This is a genomic window from Krasilnikovia sp. MM14-A1259 (assembly GCF_047159535.1).
Taxonomy (GTDB): Bacteria; Actinomycetota; Actinomycetes; order Mycobacteriales; family Micromonosporaceae; genus Actinoplanes.
Genome location: NZ_BAAGAJ010000002.1, coordinates 832,521 through 850,660, shown reverse-complemented (window position 1 = coordinate 850,660; position 18,140 = coordinate 832,521). Strand labels below are relative to the sequence as shown.

The 18,140-nt window shown below is 72.5% G+C and carries 17 protein-coding genes; 10 read left to right on the top strand and 7 right to left on the bottom strand.

Features of this window, described 5'->3' with window-relative positions; genetic code table 11:
* Positions 1-29 precede the first annotated feature (29 nt).
* The gene (locus ACMCNK_RS03535) at positions 30-851 is read right to left on the bottom strand and encodes a CDP-alcohol phosphatidyltransferase family protein (RefSeq protein ID WP_412734938.1); all 822 of its coding nucleotides are present in this window, start codon (positions 849-851) and stop codon (positions 30-32) included.
* A 272-nt stretch (positions 852-1,123) separates the two neighbouring features.
* Between ACMCNK_RS03535 and ACMCNK_RS03530 the strand changes: the two genes are divergently transcribed.
* The 5 genes from ACMCNK_RS03530 to ACMCNK_RS03510 are packed head-to-tail and all read left to right on the top strand — an operon-like array spanning position 1,124 to position 5,467.
* Positions 1,124-2,107 carry a dehydrogenase gene (locus tag ACMCNK_RS03530; RefSeq protein WP_412734937.1) on the top strand — a complete coding sequence of 328 codons (984 nt, stop codon included), beginning with the start codon at positions 1,124-1,126 and terminating at the stop codon, positions 2,105-2,107.
* Between the two features lie 5 nt (positions 2,108-2,112).
* Positions 2,113-2,511 (top strand): 6-pyruvoyl trahydropterin synthase family protein, encoded by a 399-nt coding sequence (locus ACMCNK_RS03525; protein ID WP_412740740.1) that lies wholly within the window; start codon positions 2,113-2,115, stop codon positions 2,509-2,511.
* Positions 2,508-3,575, top strand: a complete 1,068-nt coding sequence (locus ACMCNK_RS03520; protein WP_412734936.1) for a glycosyltransferase family 4 protein — start codon at positions 2,508-2,510, stop codon at positions 3,573-3,575. Before ACMCNK_RS03525 ends, ACMCNK_RS03520 begins: the two co-directional genes overlap by 4 nt.
* On the top strand, positions 3,572-4,363 hold the full coding sequence (locus ACMCNK_RS03515; RefSeq protein WP_412734935.1) for a class I SAM-dependent methyltransferase: 792 nt from the start codon (positions 3,572-3,574) through the stop codon (positions 4,361-4,363). Before ACMCNK_RS03520 ends, ACMCNK_RS03515 begins: the two co-directional genes overlap by 4 nt.
* Positions 4,364-4,417: 54 nt before the next feature.
* Positions 4,418-5,467, top strand: coding sequence for a lysylphosphatidylglycerol synthase transmembrane domain-containing protein (locus ACMCNK_RS03510; protein WP_412734934.1), 1,050 nt, complete (start codon positions 4,418-4,420; stop codon positions 5,465-5,467).
* A gap of 22 nt (positions 5,468-5,489) precedes the next feature.
* Here ACMCNK_RS03510 and ACMCNK_RS03505 read toward each other — a convergent pair whose 3' ends face one another.
* Positions 5,490-6,182 (bottom strand): RibD family protein, encoded by a 693-nt coding sequence (locus ACMCNK_RS03505; protein ID WP_412734933.1) that lies wholly within the window; start codon positions 6,180-6,182, stop codon positions 5,490-5,492.
* 170 nt (positions 6,183-6,352) lie between these two features.
* Here ACMCNK_RS03505 and ACMCNK_RS03500 point away from each other — a divergent pair, with 170 nt between their 5' ends.
* The 3 genes from ACMCNK_RS03500 (at position 6,353) to ACMCNK_RS03490 (ending at position 10,340) form a co-directional block, all read left to right on the top strand.
* Positions 6,353-7,048 carry a GTP cyclohydrolase II gene (locus tag ACMCNK_RS03500; RefSeq protein ID WP_412734932.1) on the top strand — a complete coding sequence of 232 codons (696 nt, stop codon included), beginning with the start codon at positions 6,353-6,355 and terminating at the stop codon, positions 7,046-7,048.
* Between the two features lie 134 nt (positions 7,049-7,182).
* Entirely contained in the window at positions 7,183-9,018 is a 1,836-nt protein-coding gene (gene recQ, locus ACMCNK_RS03495) for a DNA helicase RecQ (protein ID WP_412734931.1), read from the top strand.
* Positions 9,019-9,071: 53 nt separating this feature from the next.
* Positions 9,072-10,340: an MFS transporter gene (locus tag ACMCNK_RS03490; protein ID WP_412734930.1), complete on the top strand. Its 1,269-nt coding sequence runs from the start codon at positions 9,072-9,074 to the stop codon at positions 10,338-10,340.
* Positions 10,341-10,427: 87 nt separating this feature from the next.
* On the opposite strand, the gene ACMCNK_RS03485 is transcribed toward ACMCNK_RS03490, so the two are convergent.
* Positions 10,428-10,838: a VOC family protein gene (locus ACMCNK_RS03485; RefSeq protein WP_412734929.1), complete on the bottom strand. Its 411-nt coding sequence runs from the start codon at positions 10,836-10,838 to the stop codon at positions 10,428-10,430.
* Between the two features lie 115 nt (positions 10,839-10,953).
* Complete coding sequence (locus ACMCNK_RS03480; RefSeq protein ID WP_412734928.1) at positions 10,954-11,337, bottom strand: spore germination protein GerW family protein; 384 nt, start codon at positions 11,335-11,337, stop codon at positions 10,954-10,956.
* A 253-nt stretch (positions 11,338-11,590) separates the two neighbouring features.
* Between ACMCNK_RS03480 and ACMCNK_RS03475 the strand changes: the two genes are divergently transcribed.
* A complete protein-coding gene (locus ACMCNK_RS03475; protein WP_412734927.1) occupies positions 11,591-12,643 on the top strand; it encodes a LacI family DNA-binding transcriptional regulator in 1,053 nt (350 codons plus the stop codon).
* Between the two features lie 276 nt (positions 12,644-12,919).
* Entirely contained in the window at positions 12,920-14,683 is a 1,764-nt protein-coding gene (locus tag ACMCNK_RS03470) for a carbohydrate-binding module family 20 domain-containing protein (RefSeq protein WP_412734926.1), read from the top strand.
* 260 nt (positions 14,684-14,943) lie between these two features.
* Here ACMCNK_RS03470 and ACMCNK_RS03465 read toward each other — a convergent pair whose 3' ends face one another.
* The 3 genes from ACMCNK_RS03465 to ACMCNK_RS03455 form a co-directional block, all read right to left on the bottom strand.
* The gene (locus ACMCNK_RS03465) at positions 14,944-15,663 is read right to left on the bottom strand and encodes a hypothetical protein (RefSeq protein ID WP_412734925.1); all 720 of its coding nucleotides are present in this window, start codon (positions 15,661-15,663) and stop codon (positions 14,944-14,946) included.
* 41 nt (positions 15,664-15,704) lie between these two features.
* A complete protein-coding gene (locus ACMCNK_RS03460; RefSeq protein WP_412734924.1) occupies positions 15,705-16,733 on the bottom strand; it encodes an MsnO8 family LLM class oxidoreductase in 1,029 nt (342 codons plus the stop codon).
* 65 nt (positions 16,734-16,798) lie between these two features.
* Entirely contained in the window at positions 16,799-17,809 is a 1,011-nt protein-coding gene (locus tag ACMCNK_RS03455; RefSeq protein ID WP_412734923.1) for a 3-oxoacyl-ACP synthase III family protein, read from the bottom strand.
* Positions 17,810-18,140 lie beyond the last annotated feature (331 nt).

Below are 18,140 nucleotides of genomic sequence, written 5' to 3'. Positions count from 1 at the left end.
CTCGGAACTTGTGTTCCCGGGGCGGGGGGTCAGGCGCCGACCGAGGCCGGGATCGGCCGGCGGCGGATCGGGGCAACGACCAGGTTCGGCGCGCCGAGCGCCGGGACGCCGAGCGTCGCGGTGTGAGCGGCGCGGTGGGCCTGCTCGGTGCGCCACAGCCACGCGATGTCGCGGCCGAACGACCAGGTCAGCGACACCAGCGCGGCCAGGACCACGGCAAAGTTCACGGCAGTGGGCAGGATGCCCGCGGTCGCCACGACCAGCGCGACACCCTGGGCAGCGGCCACCACCTTGCGGGAGAACCGCGGCGGCAGCGCGCGGCTCAGCCACGGCAGCGCCCACGACGCGGCCACGAACACGTACCGGTAGGCACCCATCGCGACCGTCCACCAGCCGAGCGGGCCGGCCACGTACACGCTGAGCACCAGAATCAGGAACGCGTCGACCTCCATGTCGAAGCGCGCACCCAGCGCGGTCGTCGATCCGGTGCGGCGCGCCACCTGGCCGTCCACGCCGTCCAGGGCCAGCGCGACCGCGACCAGGGCGACCAGCACGCCGGTCGGCGCGGGACGCTGGATCGAGTACGCCACCAGCGCGGTCACGCCGCCCACCAGCAGCGCCCGGCTCAGCGTGACCACGTTCGCGGCGCCCAGCCGGCGCAGCCCGGCGCGGCGGGCGCCGACGGCCAGAGCACCCGTGAGGACCAGCCCGTACGCGAGGCCGGCGAGCCAGCCCGCGACGCCGATGCCGACCGTCGCGGACAGCCCCGCGAGCAGGCCCAGCTGGACCAGCAGCCCGGCGGCGACGCCGCGCGACGGTGCGTCCGGGGCCGTTGCTCTCGTGATCGTCACGGTGCCTCCGATGTCTGCCGCGGCCTCCTGCCGCAGTCCTGAGAGAACACGCTCGCATTCGGCGAACGGTTCAGCGGCCGAGCGAGAAAACCGGGTGGTTTCCGTTCCGCCGTTCCCCTGCCTGGGTGAGCGCCACGCCCGGCCCGGCCGCCGTGACCCGGTTCACCCACCGCCATGATCGGCGGCGGCTATGGTGGCCCCCGGACGGTGCCGCCCGGCACGGTGCGCGCCCGGCGCCTCGCCGACCGCACCCTGAACGAAGGAGACTCTGCGTGAGCACCGCCCGCGCGTTCTGGCTGGCCGCCCCCGGTGTGGGTGAGCTGCGCCCGGCGGAGCTGCCCGAGCCCGGTCCGGGTGAGGTGCTGGTCCGGACGCTGCACTCCGGCGTGAGCCGCGGCACCGAGACGCTGGTGTTCCGCGGCGGTGTGCCGGACAGCCAGCACGCGGCGATGCGCGCCCCGTACCAGCAGGGCGACTTCCCCGCCCCGGTCAAGTACGGCTACCTCAACGTCGGGGTCGTCGAGCGCGGTCCCGCCGAGCTCGTCGGCCGTACCGTCTTCTGCCTCTACCCGCACCAGACCCGGTACGTGGTGGCCGCCGACGCGGTCACCGTGGTACCCGACGGTGTCCCCGCGGCCCGCGCGGTCCTGGCCGGCACGGTCGAAACCGCGGTGAATGCGCTGTGGGACGCTGCCCCGATGGTGGGCGACCGGATCGCCGTGATCGGCGGCGGCATGGTCGGCTGCGCTGTCGCCGCGGTCCTGGCCCGTTTCCCGGGCGCCCGGGTGCAGCTGGTCGACGCCAACCCGGCCCGGCGGGCGGTCGCGGACGCGCTCGGCGTCGGTTTCGCGCTGCCCGCGGACGCGGCCGGCGACTGCGACCTCGTCGTGCACGCCAGCGCCAGCGCGGCCGGCCTGACCCGGGCGCTGGAGCTGCTCGCGTTCGAGGGCACCGTGGTGGAGCTGAGCTGGTACGGCGACCGGCCGGTGAGTGTGCCGCTGGGCGAGCAGTTCCACTCCCGCCGCCTCACCGTGCGCAGCAGCCAGGTCGGTGCGGTCGCCCCGTCGCGGCGGGCCCGGCGCAGCTACGCCGACCGGCTCGCGCTGGCGCTGGACCTGCTGCGCGACCCCGCGTTCGATGCGCTGCTCACCGGGCGCTGCCACTTCACCGAACTGCCGGAGGTGCTGCCGCGTCTGGCCGGCGGCGACCTCGACACCCTGTGCCACCTCGTGACCTACGACGATTCCGGAGAGTGAACCCAGTGTTCAGTGTCACCGTCCGTGACCACATCATGGTTGCCCACAGCTTCAGCGGGGAGGTGTTCGGGCCGGCCCAGCGGCTGCACGGCGCCACGTTCGTGGTCGACGCCACGTTCCGGCGCGCCGAGCTGGACTCGGACAACATCGTCGTGGACATCGGCCGGGCCAGCGAGGAGCTGCACGCCATCACCGGTGGGCTCAGCTACCGCAACCTCGACGACGAGCCTCACTTCAAGGGCGTCAACACCTCGACGGAGTTCCTCGCCAAGGTGATCGCCGACCGGCTGGCCGACAAGGCCCGCGCGGGGGACCTCGGCGCGGGTGCCCGCGACCTGACCGGCATCGCTGTCACCCTGCACGAGTCGCACATCGCATGGGCGAGCTACGAGCGGACCCTGTGAGCGACCCGCGCCGGGCCCTGCACGTCGTACTGCCCGGCGACATCGACGACCCGGCCGCCCCGAGCGGCGGCAACCGCTACGACCGCCGGGTCTGCGACGTGCTCGCCGACACCCGCGAACTCCACGAGATCGCGGTCGCCGGCGACTGGCCGCGACCCGGCCCCGCCGCCGAACGGGCCCTCGCGGACGCACTGGACGAGCTGCCCGACGGTGCGGACGTCCTGCTGGACGGGCTGCTCGCGGGCGTACCGGACGTGCTGGTACCCGCTGCGCGCCGCCTGCGGCTGATCGTGCTGGTGCATCTGCCGCTGGGCGACGAGACCGGTCTGCCGCCTGCGGACGCGGCCACGTTGAGTGACCGGGAGCGGCGCACCGTACACGCCGCGGCGGCGGTCGTCGCCACCAGCGCGGCCGCCGCGCGCCGGGTGGCCGAGCTGCACGGCCTGGACCCGGCGGCGGTCCACGTCGCCGCTCCGGGCGTCGACCCGGCGCCCGCCGCACCGGGCAGCCCCGACGGGACGCGGCTGCTGTGCGTCGCCGCGGTGACGCCCCGCAAGGGGCACGACGTGCTGGTCGAGGCGCTGGCCCGGGTCGCCGACCTGCCGTGGGAGTGCCGGTGCATCGGCGACCTCGACCGGCAACCCGAGTTCGCCGCGCAGGTCCGCGCGGACGCCGCCGAGCTCGGCGGGGGCCGCGTCCAGTGGCTCGGCACCCGGACCGGAGCGGCGCTGGCCGCCGCGTACGCCGAAACCGACCTGCTGGTGCTGCCCTCGCGCGCCGAGACGTACGGGATGGTGGTCACCGAGGCACTCGCCCGCGGCGTCCCGGTGCTGGCGTCCCGGCTCGACGGGGTGGCCGAGGCGCTCGGCACGGCTCCGGACGGCGCGGCGCCCGGGGTGCTGGTGCGCCCGGACGACCCCGCCGCGCTGGCCGAGGCTCTGCGGGACTGGTTCACCGACGCGGCGCTGCGGGAGCGGCTGCGCACGGCGGCGGGCGCACGCCGGGCGACGCTGCGCGGCTGGGATGAGACGGCACTCGAACTGACGAAGGTGGTAGCCGGATGAGCGGCGAATTCAGTACGGCCTGGCTGACGCTGCGGGAGCCGGCCGACGCCGACGCCCGCGCCGCGGATCTGCTGGAGGCCCTGCACACGGCGCTCGGCGACCGGGCCAAGCCGGTGATCCGGGACCTCGGCTGCGGTGCCGGGTCGCTGTCCCGCTGGCTCGGCCCGAAGCTCGGCGGCCCGCACCACTGGGTGCTGGAGGACCGCGACCCCGACCTGCTGGCGTACGCGGCGGCCCACCCGCCCCCCGGGGCGAGCGTCGAGACCCGCGTCGGCGACGTCACCCAGCTCACCGCGGCCGACCTGGACGGCACCGACCTGGTCACCTGCTCCGCCCTGCTGGACCTGCTCACCGCGGACGAGGTCGCGGAGCTGGCCCGGGTGTGCGCGCAGGCCCGCTGCGCGGCGCTGTTCACGCTGTCGGTCGTGGGCAAGGTCAGTTTCGACCCGGCCGACCCGCGCGACGCCGCGGTGACCGAGGCGTTCAACGCCCACCAGCGGCGCACGGTCGACGGGCGGCGCCTGCTCGGCCCGGACGCGCCCGAGGCGGCGGCGGCCGCGTTCGCCGCCCACGGCGCCAAGGTGACCGTACGGCCCAGCCCGTGGCGGCTCGGCCCCGAACGGGCGACCCTGACCGAGCAGTGGCTCCAGGGGTGGGTCGGCGCAGCCGCCGAACAGCAGCCTGAGCTGGGACTCGACGCGTATCTGGACGAGCGGCTGGCGGCGCTGCGGGCCGGAAATCTGCGGGCCACGGTCGGCCACGCGGACCTTCTCGCGATCTTCAACTGAACCGTCCCCCCGGACCCGGCGTACTAGTGCTCGGAGGACGACGAAGGGGGCAACGTGACGAGAACGGTCTGGGCATGGGCGCGGGTGCTCGGTGGTGCGGGCATCATCGCGCTGCTGCTGTGGCGGCTCGGCACGAGCGCGTTCCTGGACGGGCTGCGGGTGATCGACGGCCCCACCCTGGCGGTCGCGTTCCTCCTCGGCGTGACGACCACGGTGTTCAGCGCGTGGCGGTGGTGCCTGGTCGCCCGCGGGCTCGGGCTGCGGCTGTCGCTGCGCTCCGCGGTCGCGGACTACTACAAGGCGCTGTTCCTCAACGCGGCGCTGCCGGGCGGCGTGCTCGGCGACGTCGACCGCGCGGTGCGGCACGGCCGGGACTCCGGTGACGTGGGCCGCGGAGTGCGGGCCGTGGTACTGGAACGCACCGCGGGACAGATCGTCCTGGTCGGGGTCGGGCTCACCGTGCTGCTGACCGTACCGTCGCCGGTGTTGACGCAGCTCAAGGCGCACGGCACCGCGGTCGCGGCGACCACCACGACCCTGCTCGGCGCCGCCGCGGTCGTGCTGGTCACCTGCGCGCGGATGCGCCGCGGCACCTCACGGTGGGCGCGTGCGGCGCGCACCGGCCTCGCCGAGATCCGCGAAGGGCTGCTCGCCCGGCGCAACCTGCCCGGCGTGCTGCTGGCCTCGACCGTGGTGCTCGCCGGGCACCTGGCGACGTTCGTGGTGGCGGCCCGCGCGGCCGGGTCGGCGGCGCCGCTGCTGCGGCTCGCCCCGCTGATGCTGCTGGCGCTGCTGGCCATGACGCTGCCGGTGAACGTCGGCGGCTGGGGGCCCCGCGAAGGTGTGACCGCGTGGGCGTTCGGCGCGGCCGGGCTCAGCGCCACCCAGGGCCTCACGATCGCCGTGGTGTACGGCCTGTTCGCGTTCGTGGCGAGCCTGCCCGGAGCCGCGGTGCTGCTGGCCCGGGCCCTGCGCCGGGCACCCCAGGCCGCCACCGAGGCAACCCCGGCCCTGCCCCGGGTCGCCTTGCCAGCGCGGGTCGAGGAGGCCGTTCCCGAGCCGGTCGCGGTGCCGGTCCGGATCCTGGCGCACTCCGGTGCCTGAGCCGTCCGGGGTGCGCGAGCCCTCAGGACGCCGGGAAGCGGTCGGACAGCGCGTAACGCAGCAGCACCACGTCGCCGATCTGCCGCACCTCGGCCAGGGTGGCACGGTGCTGCGGGCCCCACGGGAACGCCCCGTCGTAGACGAAGCGGGGCGCCCGGGAGTCACCGACGAAGAACGGCGCCACCACGAGCTGCAGCTCGTCGGCCAGGCCCGCGGACAGGAACTGGGTGTGCATCGTTCCGCCGCCCTCGACCATCAGCCGGCGCACCCCCCGCGCGTGCAGGTCGGCGGTCACCCGGCGCAGGTCCACCGGATCCCCGCCGTCGATCACGGTGGCGACGTGGCCGAGCAGTTTGCGGGCGTCGTCGACCGCGGGGCTGGCGCAGTACACCAGCTTGTCCACGTCGCCGGCGGTGAAGAACTGCGCGTCCGCGTCCAGCCCGCAACTGCTGGTCACGGTGACCTTCAGCGGGGTCGGCCGGTGACCGTCCGCGACGCGGGCGCTGCGGCGCTGCGCGGAACGTACGAGCAGCCGCGGGTTGTCCTGGCGGATCGTGCCGGCGCCCACCAGGATGGCGTCGCACTGCGCCCGGACCGCGTCGACCCGGTCGAAGTCGGCGTCGTTGGACAGCAGCAGGCGCTCGTCGGTGGCGTCGTCGACGTAGCCGTCGATGGACATGCCGCAGCTCAACAGAACGTAAGGACGCTCAACCACCGATGACGCCTCCAGTCGAGCGACGATCGTCACCCCGGTCGAACAGATGCGTCCAAGATAATCCGGTCGCACGGTACCGGTACACAGACCACGTGTCGGAGCATAGTGACCTTGATCTTGGGGAACTGTGCGGCACGGCGGATTCGCGGTTTCACGTACGAGGAGGGCCGATGTCAGAAGCAGCGCTGCGCAGGGTGGTGGAGCGCTCGGTCGTGGTGGCGGAGCCCCCGCCGGCCACGGTACGGCGGCAGGTGACCGTTCCGCTGCGGTTCGCGGACGGATACTCCACGACCGCCCGGGTCCTCACCTTCGACGGCCTGGTGGACGGCCAGGAGCACCTGGCGCTGGGCCTCGGCGAGTGGCAGCGCGCGCTGCGGCGGGGCGCGGCGGGAGGCCCGGCACCGCTGGTCCGCCCGCACAGCGAGTGCCTGACCGGTGACGTGTTCGGCAGCCAGCGCTGCGACTGCGGGCCGCAGCTGCGCGAGGCGGTGGAACGCATCGCCGACACCGGCGGCTTGCTGCTCTACCTGCGTCAGGAGGGTCGCGGCATCGGCCTGTACGCCAAGCTGGACGCGTACGCCCTGCAGGAGGCGGGGATGGACACGTACGAGGCGAACGTGGCGCTGGGCCGCGGCGAGGACGAGCGGGACTACTCCGCGGCCGCCCAGATGCTGCTGGCCCTGGGCGCCGACCGGGTCCGGCTGCTGAGCAACAACCCCGACAAGGCGGAGCAGCTGGAGGTGCGCGGCGTCGCCGTGTCCGAGCGGATCCCCACCGGGGTGCACGTGTCGCCGGCCAACGTCCGCTACCTGTCCACCAAGGTGTCGCACACCGCGCACACGCTGAAGCTGCCGTCCGCGGACTGATCGGGAGCGCCCGGCGGACCTGGGTCCGCCGGGCGCCACGTGCATGCCTCGTCCGGTCCACGGGTCACCCGTACGGGGGCGGCGTCGTCCACAGGGCCGCCCGGGCCACCCGCACAGGTCTCTAGGATCGCGGGATGACGTCAGCCCCGGCCGGCACGGATGCCGCCATGGACGTGCTCACCAAGGTCTTCGGCTACCCCGCGTTCCGGGGGCGGCAGCGCGAGATCATCGACCATGTCGTCGGCGGCGGCGACGCGCTCGTGCTCATGCCGACCGGCGGCGGCAAGTCGCTGTGCTACCAGATCCCGGCGCTGGTCCGCGACGGCGTCGGCGTGGTCGTGTCGCCGCTGATCGCGCTCATGCAGGATCAGGTCGACGCGCTGCGCACGCTCGGGGTGCGCGCGGGCTTCCTCAATTCGACGCAGGACCTGTCCGCCCGCCGCCTGGTCGAGCGGCAGTTCCTCGCCGGCGAGCTGGACCTGTTGTATGTCGCGCCCGAGGGGCTCGGGGTCGCCTCGACCCAGCGGCTGCTGGATTCGGGCCGGATCGCGCTGTTCGCGATCGACGAGGCGCACTGTGTCTCCCAGTGGGGCCACGACTTCCGCCCCGACTACCTGGGCCTGTCGATGCTGCACGAGCGCTGGCCCGACGTGCCGCGTATCGCGCTGACCGCGACCGCGACGACCGCGACCCGCTCGGAGATCGCCACCCGCCTGCAGCTCACCGACGCCCGGCATTTCACGGCGAGCTTCGACCGGCCCAACATCCAGTACCGCATCGTCAGCAAGAACGAGCCGCGGCGCCAGCTGCTGGAGCTGCTGCGCGCGGAACATCCCGGCGACGCCGGGATCGTGTACTGCCTGTCGCGGGCCTCGGTCGAGCGCACGGCCGAGTTCCTGTCCGCGAACGGGATCGCCGCGCTGCCGTACCACGCGGGGCTGGATGCGGCGACCCGTGCCGCGCACCAGGCCCGGTTCCTGCGTGAGGACGGGCTGGTCATGGTGGCCACGATCGCGTTCGGGATGGGCATCGACAAGCCGGATGTCCGGTTCGTCGCTCACCTGGACCTGCCGAAGTCGGTCGAGGGCTACTACCAGGAGACGGGCCGGGCCGGGCGCGACGGGTTGCCGTCGACCGCCTGGCTCGCGTACGGGCTGCAGGACGTGGTGCAGCAGCGCCGCCTCATCGAGACCTCCGACGGCGACGTGGCGTACCGCCGCAATGCCGCCGCGCATCTGGACGCGATGCTGGCGCTGTGCGAGACGGTCGCCTGCCGCCGCGGCCAGGTCCTCGCGTATTTCGGGCAGGAGGCGCCCGCGTCGTGCGGCAACTGCGACACGTGCCTGCAACCCCCCGAGTCGTGGGATGGCACGGTCGCCGCGCAGAAACTGCTGTCCACGGTGCTGCGGCTGCAGCGCGAGCGGGGTCAGAAGTTCGGCGCGGGCCAGTCCATCGACATCCTGCTGGGCCGCACCACGGCGAAGGTCACCCAGTTCCGCCACGACGAGCTCTCCGTGTTCGGCATCGGCACGGACCTGCGCGAGGCGGAGTGGCGCGGCGTCACCCGCCAGCTGCTGGCGCAGGGGCTCCTCGCGGTCGAGGGCGACTACGGGACGCTGGTCCTCACCGACCGCAGTGCCGATGTGCTGCGCGGCACCCATCCGGTCCGGTTGCGCCGCGAGGCCGAGCGGGCCAAGGCGCCCCGGCAGGCCCGCGCCCGCGCCACCACCGCGACGGCGGAACTGCCGGAGGGTGCCGAGCCGTTGTTCGAGCGGCTGCGCGCCTGGCGGGCGGGGGTGGCCAAGGAGCAGGGCATGCCCGCGTACGTGATCTTCCACGACGCCACGCTGCGCGCCATCGCCGCGCTGCGCCCCACCACGCTGGAGCAGCTCGGCACGGTCAGCGGTGTCGGGGAGACCAAGCTGGCCCGGTTCGGTCAACCCGTTCTGGACGTGCTCGCCGAGATGTGAGCAAGGTCCAATCCGGTTGCCCGCTCCGCCGCCCTGATGATCAAATCCCCCGAATGGGGGAACGACGACGCAGACTGGCCGACACCATCCTTCCGTCACCCGGGCTGCCGCGAACCCTGGCTTTGCAGTCGGCGGTGTTCGCCATCGGCAGCGGCACGTACATGACCGGCAGCGTCGTCTTCTTCACCGGGTACGTGGGTCTGACGCCGGTGCAGATCGGCCTCGGTTTCTCCTTCGTCGGCCTGCTCAGCTTGGTGGGTTCGCTGCCGCTGGGCCACCTCGCCGACCGGATCGGCGGGCGACGCGCCTGGGTGCTGGGTGCGCTGGCTGGGGCTGCCGCGTTCGCGTGCTACCCGCTGGTGGGCGGGTTCTGGTCGTTTCTGGTCGTGCTGACCGCGGAGGCGATCGCCGACCTGCTCGCCAACGGCGGGCGGGTGGTATACACGACCGCGGCGCTGCCGGCCGAGACCCGGGTCCGCACGATGGCGTTCGTGCGGGCGTACCTGAACGTCGGCTTCACCGTCGGCTCCGGGCTGGGCGCGGCCGCGCTGGCCCTCGACTCCCGGGCGGGACTGGTCGCCCTGGTCCTGGCGAACGCGGCGGGCCTGCTGTTCAACGCCGCCTACGTGTCGCGGATGCCTCCGGCGGAAGCGGTGCCGGGCGGCGATGCGGGGCCGCGGCCGAGCCCGTGGGGGGTGCTGCGGGATCACCCGTACACCGCGCTCGCGGCGGTCTTCGCGGTGGCGTGGCTGAGCGGCACGATCTTCGGCGAGATCATTCCGCTGTGGGCGGTCACCATGACCGACACGCCCAAGCCGGTGCTGGGCGCGCTGATGGCGCTCAACACCGTCCTGGCGGTGCTGTTGCAGGTACGGGCGACCCGCGGCGCGGACAGCATGCCCGGCTCCGTCCGGCTGACCCGGTGGGGTGTCCTGGCGACCGCGGTGGCGTGCCCGGTGATCGCGCTCAGCGGCCGGACCAGCGGCTGGGTGACGATCGCGGTACTCGCGGTCGCGGTGCTGCTGACCACGGCGACGGAGCTGTGGGTGTCGGCTGCGCAGTGGTACTTCCAGACCGAGGTGCCGCCGCCCGGTCAGCGGGGTGCCTACGTGGGGGCGAGCAAGTCGGTGGGCGGCATCTCGAAGATGGTGGGCCCGGCGGCGCTGACCTTTCTGGCCATCTCCACGGGCGGGTGGGGGTGGTGGGTGATCGCCGCCCTGTTCGTCGTGTGCGCGGCCGCGATCGGCCCGGTGATCCGGTGGCTGGAGCTAACCCCGCGCAACGGGGTGCCGGCGCCGGAAGCGGTCCCCGCCACCATCTGATCGTGGACACACCGACTGATCGTGGACGCGCGGAGCTGACCCCGCGAGTGGCTCGCGGCCACGCGCGGGGGCGCCCCGCGGAATCGGTCAGCCCGCGGGCTGGCTGATGTTGACCATCCAGGCGACGCCGAACCGGTCGGTGCACATGCCGAACTCGTCGCCCCACATCTGCTTCTCCAGCGGCATCGACACGGTGCCGCTCTCGGACAGCCGCTCCCAGTGCCGCCGCAGGGCCTCGTCGTCCCCGCTCAGGCTGACAGTGATGGTGTTGCCCGGGTTGAACTCCATCCCGGGAGCCGTGTCGGAGGCCATGAGTGTGTAGCCGCCCTCCGACTCCAGCATGGCGTGCATGACCTTGTCCGCGGTCGCGGGATCCGGCGAGCCGAACTCGCCGAACGTGTTGACGGTCAGGTTTCCGCCGAAGACGTCGTGGTAGAACTCCATCGCCTCACGGGCATTGCCCGCGAACGTGAGATAGGGGTTGAGCCGAGAGGACATCGGACTCTCCTTCGTCGTGGACGTCATTGCCCCCCGCACGCTAGACCCACCCACCGACATCCTTCGAGCGCCGAGCGGCCGGTCACCCGGATGGGATCACCACGATCAGCGGCGCTCAACGCCGCCGGGCGGCACGGGCCTTGATCACCGCGCGGGCGACGAGCAGTGCCGTCACGGCGACCATCTGACCGCCCAGGATGACCTTGTTGACGTCGACGGCCGGCCGCCACGCGACACCGCGCTCGCGGATCACGAACACACCGAGCGGCTTGGCCGAGATGCTGAATCCCCCGCCCGCGCCGCTGTTCTCCTTGCCGTCCTGGGCCGGGCCGGTGCCGCCCCCTCCGCCGCCACCGCCGCCGACCCGGGCGACCGGCAGCACGATCATGCCGTCGCCGGTGGTGATGGGCTCGCCGAAAACACGTCCGGCCGAGGCCTGGTCCACGACCTCACGCAGCGTTTCCAGCACGCTCGCGTCCCGGGTCATCGTCTGGGTCATGACGCCGTTCTCCTTCCGCACACTGCCTCGGTGGGGTTTTGGCTCCTGCGGCCCCAGCCTCGGCGCGCCGGACGCGCGGCGCCCAGAGCCATGCGGGACCCCCGGCCGGGCCGTTCGGCCCCCTCCAGCGAGATCGATCAGCACTGATGAGATCGACGGCCGGCCGCAGTCCGGGATCACGGAGAGAGCTTTCAAGTGCTGGAAGGGTTTTCGGGAGTGCAGAAAGACTTTGCTGGAGCGTTACAGTGTCGCCATGCGCGCACGATTGTCCGACATCGCCCGCCAAGCCCAAGTCAGCGAGGCCACGGTCTCCCGCGTCCTCAACGACAAGCCAGGGGTCTCCACCGACACCCGGCAGGCGGTCCTGACGGCCCTGGACGTGCTCGGGTACGAGCGCCCCGAGCGGTTGCGCAAGCGCAGCGCCGGCCTGGTCGGTCTCGTCGTACCCGAGCTCGACAACCCGATCTTCCCGGCCTTCGCCCAGGTGATCGAGTCGTCGTTGGCCCAGTCCGGCTACACCCCGGTGCTGTGCACGCAGACGCCCGGCGGCGTCACCGAGGACGAGTACGTCGAGATGCTGCTCGACCGGCAGGTCTCCGGCATCATCTTCGTCGCCGGGCTGCACGCCGACACCACGGCCGACCACGAGCGGTACTCCCGCCTGATCGATCGCCCGTTGCCGATCGTGTTCATCAACGGGTACGCGCAGGGCCTCGACGCCCCGTTCGTCTCCGCCGACGACCGGATGGCGGGCGAGGCCGCCGTGGCGCACCTGGTGGCGCTCGGGCACGAACGCATCGGTTTCATCTCCGGTCCCGACCGCTTCCTCGCGGTGCAGCGCAAGCTGGCGGGCTACCGGGCCGCGATGACCCGTGAGCTGGGCACCGGCGAGCGCGAGCTGGACGAGCTGATCGCGCTGACGCTGTTCGGCGTGGAGGGCGGCGAGGTGGCCGCGAGCCGCCTGCTGGAGCGCGGCGTGACCGGCCTGGTCTGCGGCTCGGACCTCATGGCGCTGGGTGCCATCCGTGCGGCCAGGCGGCACGATCTGCAGGTGCCGCGGGACGTCTCGGTGGTCGGTTACGACGACTCGCCGCTGATCGCGTTCACGGACCCGCCGCTGACCACGCTGCGCCAGCCGGTCGCCGCGATGGGCAACGCCGCGGTCCGGGCGCTGGTCGACGAGATCAACGGACACGCCACCCCGCGATCCGAGTACGTCTTCACCCCGGAGCTCGTGGTCCGCGGCTCGACCGCCGTCTCCCCCGGCCGCCGCAATCCGGCCGCCGCGACCGTCTCGGCGGCCTGACCTTCCGTCATCGATGTGAACCGGGGTCGTTGAAAGTTTTTGCTGTTTCCGGCAGGCCTGGACAGTTGGTCGAGCAGCCGTTTCACCAGGCCGACCCAATCAGGCAACGATCCTTCCTGCAACGCAAAACGGTACGCATGGGGATTCTTCGCGCCAGCTGATCGAGTGCTGTCACTTTACCACCTGGTAACACAGTGGTAACTTGCCTCACACTTGCGCAAGAAGTTGCACGGACCCTTCCACCAGCCCTCCGCTCCCGCGTCCTGGAGGCTTCCCATGCGTACCCGTAGGGTCGTTGCTGCGGCAGCGACTGCCGTCCTCGCGTCGGCGCTGGTCACCGTCGGCGCCGTCCGCCAGGGTGACCGGGCCGAGGCGTCGTCAGCCTCCCCCGGCGCCCACGACGTCATCGTGCATCTCTTCGAATGGCCGTGGGCCTCGGTCGCCACGGAATGCAGGAACGAGCTCGGGCCCAAGGGCTTCGGCGCCGTGCAGGTCTCCCCGCCGCAGGAACACGTCGTGCTGCCCGCCAAGGGCTACCCGTGGTGGCAGGACTACCAGCCGGTCAGCTACCAGCTCACCAGCCGGCGCGGCGACCGCGACGCGTTCAAGAAGATGGTCGACGCCTGCCACGACGCCCACGTGAAGATCTACGTCGATGCCGTGATCAACCACATGGCCGGCGGGGCCTCCACCGGCAAGGGCAGCGCGGGCTCCAGCTACACCCAGTACTCCTACCCGTCGGTGCCCTACACCGACTCCGACTTCCACCACTGCGGCCGCAACGGCAACGACGACATCAAGAACTACAAGGACAAGTGGGAGGTGCAGAACTGCGAACTCGACGACCTGTCCGACCTCAAGACGGAGTCGACGTCGGTGCGCGGCAAGCTGACCGCCTACCTCAACGACCTGGTGTCGCTCGGCGTCGACGGGTTCCGGATCGACGCGGCCAAGCACATCCCCGCGGGCGACCTGGCCGCCATCATCGACCCGGTCGACGGCGACCCGTACGTCTACTCCGAGACCATCGAGGGTGACGCGGGCGGGCCCACGCCCGAGGAGTACACCGGGATCGGCGACGTCACCGAGTTCCGCTACGGCGACGTGGTCGGCTCCGCGTTCCGCGACGGCACCATGTCGAACCTGAACAACCTCGCGAGCTCCATGCGGGTCGGCACGGACGACGCCATCGCGTTCGTCGACAACCACGACACCCAGCGCAACGGCGGCGCCAAGCTCACCTACAAGAACGGCTCCTCGTACGCGCTGGCCGAGGCGTTCACGATCGCCTGGCCGTACGGGGTGCCGCAGGTGATGTCGAGCTTCGCGTTCACCAACAAGGACGCCGGTCCGCCCGCCTCCGACGACGGCACGACCACCGCCCCGGACTGCGGCGCCGGATGGGTGTGCGAGCACCGGTGGCGCACCACGGCGAACATGGTCGGGCTGCGCAACGCGGCCGCGGGCGCCGGGGTCACCGGCTGGTGGTCGAACGGCTCGAACCAGATCGCGTTCAGCCGGGGCAGCGCGGCGTTCGCCGCATTCAACCGAGCCGGATCGGCACTGACACGCACCTTCCAGACGAACCTTCCCGCGGGTACGTACTGCGACGTGATGAGCGGTGACTTCGCCTCAGGATCGTGCACCGGCACCACGTACCAGGTGAACGGCTCGGGGCAGGTCACCGCGACCGTGCCCGCCAACGGTGCGCTTGCACTGCACGTCGACGCGCGTACGGGCGGGCCTGCGTTCTGCACCACGACGTTCGCAGTGAACGCCACCACCTCCTGGGGGCAGAACGTGTTCGTGACCGGCGACACGGCGGCGCTGGGCAACTGGGACCCGGCCCGGGCGGTGCCGTTGTCGTCCGCGGCCTACCCGGTGTGGCGGGGCGCCGTGCAGCTGCCGACGGGCACGGCGGTGCCGTACAAGTACATCAAGAAGGACGGCACGCAGGTGGTCTGGGAGAGCGACCCGAACCGGACCCGCACCACCGGGTCCGCGCCGTGCTCCGCGACGTGGAGCGACACCTGGCGGTGAGCTGACGGCGCCGGCCCACGAGGGCCGGCGCCGTCATGGCACGGGCGTCATGCCACGGGCGTCACGGCACGGCGCATCACGGCACAGGGCGTCGCCGCAGGATGCATTCACGGTTCGATGCTTCACGATGTACGGCACCATGGCACGTCACCACAGGATGCATCGAGGGCGCCCATCGGGCCGCACGGCTTCGAGCCCGGAAAGTAAGGCGCCGCTGCGAATTCCACGGGGGAAGAACTCGCAACGGCGTTGGGGCAAGGTTAGCCCTTGGCGGGCTGCCCGTCCACCCGGGAGACGACCGAACCGACAAGCTTCTGCCAGTCCGAGGTGAACTGTGGGCTCTGACTGCTGTTGTTCAGCCGGTAGATGGCGTACACGTCGAACAGCACCACGTTGCGTTTGACCAGCACCGCGACCGCGGTGTCCGCGGTGCTGGGGTGCTTGGGTTCGTACTGCTTGTGGCGTACCACGACGAACCCGGACCAATCTCCCTGGTTCAGCGCGGTGGTGGCGGCCGTCTCGGTGTACGCGGGCTCCTGCGCCTCGCCGGTGTCGCGGGCGTCCATGTCGACCGACGGCGGGCAGGCGTCGGCGACCACCTTGAGCGCGAACTGCCCGGCCTGGGCCGCCGCGGCGTCGGGATAGACCAGGGCGGTCTGGGTCAGCGTCTGGGCGCCGGACGTCCCCTCGTCCACCAGCGGCGCGGTGACCACCTGCGGACTGCCCGGGAGCTGGGGTGCGGGATTGTCGGCCCCGCACACGCTGGCGAGCTGGGGCGGGGTCGCGGAGGCGTCGGGCGCCTTCCAGGTCGGTCCCACGTCCTTGCCCTGCAGCAGGGCGGCGCGCATCGTCGCGACGTCGATGACGCCGCCGCCCTGCGGTGACGGCTTGGCCTTGCTGCCAGAGCTGCATCCGGCGACGAGCGCGGCGGCGCAGAGGACGGCGGCGGCACCCCGGGCGGCCTGTCGGGTCACGAGCATCCGGCCATCTTTGCAGACCCGAATATCTCGAGATCGAACGATTACACTACGTGATTGAGTGGTGGGGTGGCGGCCTCCGCGGCCACCAGTTCCAGACAACGGCGCCGGGCCTGCAGGTCGTAGATCGTCATGCTCAGCATGAGCTCGTCCGCACCGGTCCCGGCGGCCAGCGCCGCCAGCCGCCCGGTGACGTGCTCGGGCGATCCGTGCGCCTGCCGGGCGCGGTACTGCGCGAGCCGTTGCTCCACCTCCTCCGGCAGCGTCACCTCGGCAGCGTCCGCCGGGGGCAGCAACGGCTGGTCCGCCCGGCCCTCGAACAGGCCGGCTTTGACCAGGTCCAGCGGGCGGGCCACCCACGCCGCCTCGGCATCGGTCCGCGCGCAGGTCGTCTCGACCGCGACGAGCACGTACGGCCGCTCGCGCCAGCGTGAGGGCCGGAAGCTCGCGTGATACCGCTCCGCGGCCTCGACCGTGTTCTGCGGCCGGATGTGGTGGGCGAACGCGAGTGGCAGGCCCAGCTCACCGGCGAGGGCCGCCCCGGCGGGACTCGACGCAAGCAGCCAGGGTTCGAGGTCCAGCGCGGGCCCGGGCAGCACCGGGTCCTCGCCTGCCAGATGTGCGAGCAGCTCCACGAGGCCGGCCCGGTAGCTGCCGTCGGTCGTGGGCCCGGCGCCGCGCTGCAGCGCCGCGACGATCGACGAATCGAACGTGCCCGGGCCGCGGCCGATGCCCAGGTCGATCCGGCCGGGATGCAGGGCGTCCAGGGTGGCGAACTGCTCGGCGACCGCGCGCGGGGTGTGATTGGGCAGCAGCACTCCCCCGGAGCCGACCCGGATCTGCGCGGTCACCGCCGCGGCGTGCGCCACCAGGACCGCCGGGGCCACGCTGCTGATCGACGGTGCGCCGTGATGCTCGGCGAACCACACCCGGTGCAGGCCGAGCCGGTCGGCGAGCTCGACCGTGGCGAGCGCCGCGGCCAGCGCCTCGCGCGCCGAGCGGCCCCGCTCGACCGGGGCGACCTCCAACATGGACAGCGGGGGCAACCGGCGCTCGGCGGGCGGCACGCTCATGCGCGAGACTCTAGCGGCGCATCGATCCGTACCGGTGCCCGGGCGACCGCCCGCCGATGCGCCGCCTAATCCGTGCGCGGCGTACGGGACCAGCGCAGCAGGGCCGCGCCGACGGACATGCCACCGCCGAAGCCGGCCAGCAGCACCACATCGCCCCTGCCCAGGGAGCCGTCGCGGGCAGCCGCGTCCAGGGCGATGGGCACCGACGCGCTGCCGGTGTTGCCGTACCGGTCGAGGACGATGTGCGTCTGCGCGCCGCCCAGGCCGCACGCGGTGACGAGCTCGTCCAGCATCACCCCGTTGGCCTGGTGCGGGACGAAGTGGTGGACGTCCTCGGTGGTCAGTCCGGCCCGCTTGAGCAGGTCGGCCAGGACCGGGGGGACGCCGTCGGCGACGAAGTCGCGCACCCCGCGGCCGTCCATGCGGAACCAGTGGGCGCCGGCGGCCACGGTCTCGTGCGAGGCGGGCATGCGGCTGCCGCCGGCCTCGACCCGGATGAGCCGGTGCGCGTCGCCGCGGCTGACCAGTTCGATGTCGAGCAGGCCGTACGGCTGGGCGACCGCGCCCACCACGGCGGCGCCCGCGCCGTCGCCGAACAGGGCGGCGGTGCGGCGGTCGGTGAAGTCGAGGATGCGCGAGTAGACGTCGGCGGCCACGACCAGCACGACCGCGTCCGGGTCGGCGACGACGAGACTGCGGGCCAGGGCGAGGCCGAAGACGAACCCGGCGCAGACCACGTTGATGTCGAGGCACGCGGCACGGGTGGCGCCGATCGCCGCCTGCACGAGGTTGGACGTGGGTGGCTGCGGCGAGTCGCCGGTGGAGGTGGCCACGATCAGGTAGTCGATCCGGTCGGCCGGAATCCGGGCGTCCGCCAGGGCCGCCCGCGCGGCGCCGGTGGCCAGGTCGGAGGTCGCTTCGTGGGGGGCCGCGAACCGGCGGGCGCCGATCCGCGTCTTGCGTAGCACCCAGGCGGGATCCGCGTCGCGTGTGAACGTCGCCAACTCCTCGTTGGTGACCACACGGTCGGGAAGGTAGGAGCCGGTACCGAGGATTCCGACGCCACCTTCGGTCATTTTTGCCCGCCTTTCGCAAATCCGACAAAATGGTCCCGCCGATGCGGGACCGCATATCGAAGCCTGGTCGTACCGGTACCTCATCGCTATACGCAAAAAAGGTCTGAGCGTGCGCGAACCGGCGCGCGGCGCGCGCCGAAGGCACCGGCAGGCAGGCGAACGGGCCGCGCGCAAGGGGCCGTTGCGGCGGCGGGCGATGGCACGTACGGCCGATTCCCATGGCCCGTGGGCAATGTGCCCGCGTGAGGTCAATCGAGCATCATCGCTCTTTTGGGAGAGCCATGTAAATGCCAGAGGTGTCACATATTTGTTACGCGCCAGCACTTCACAT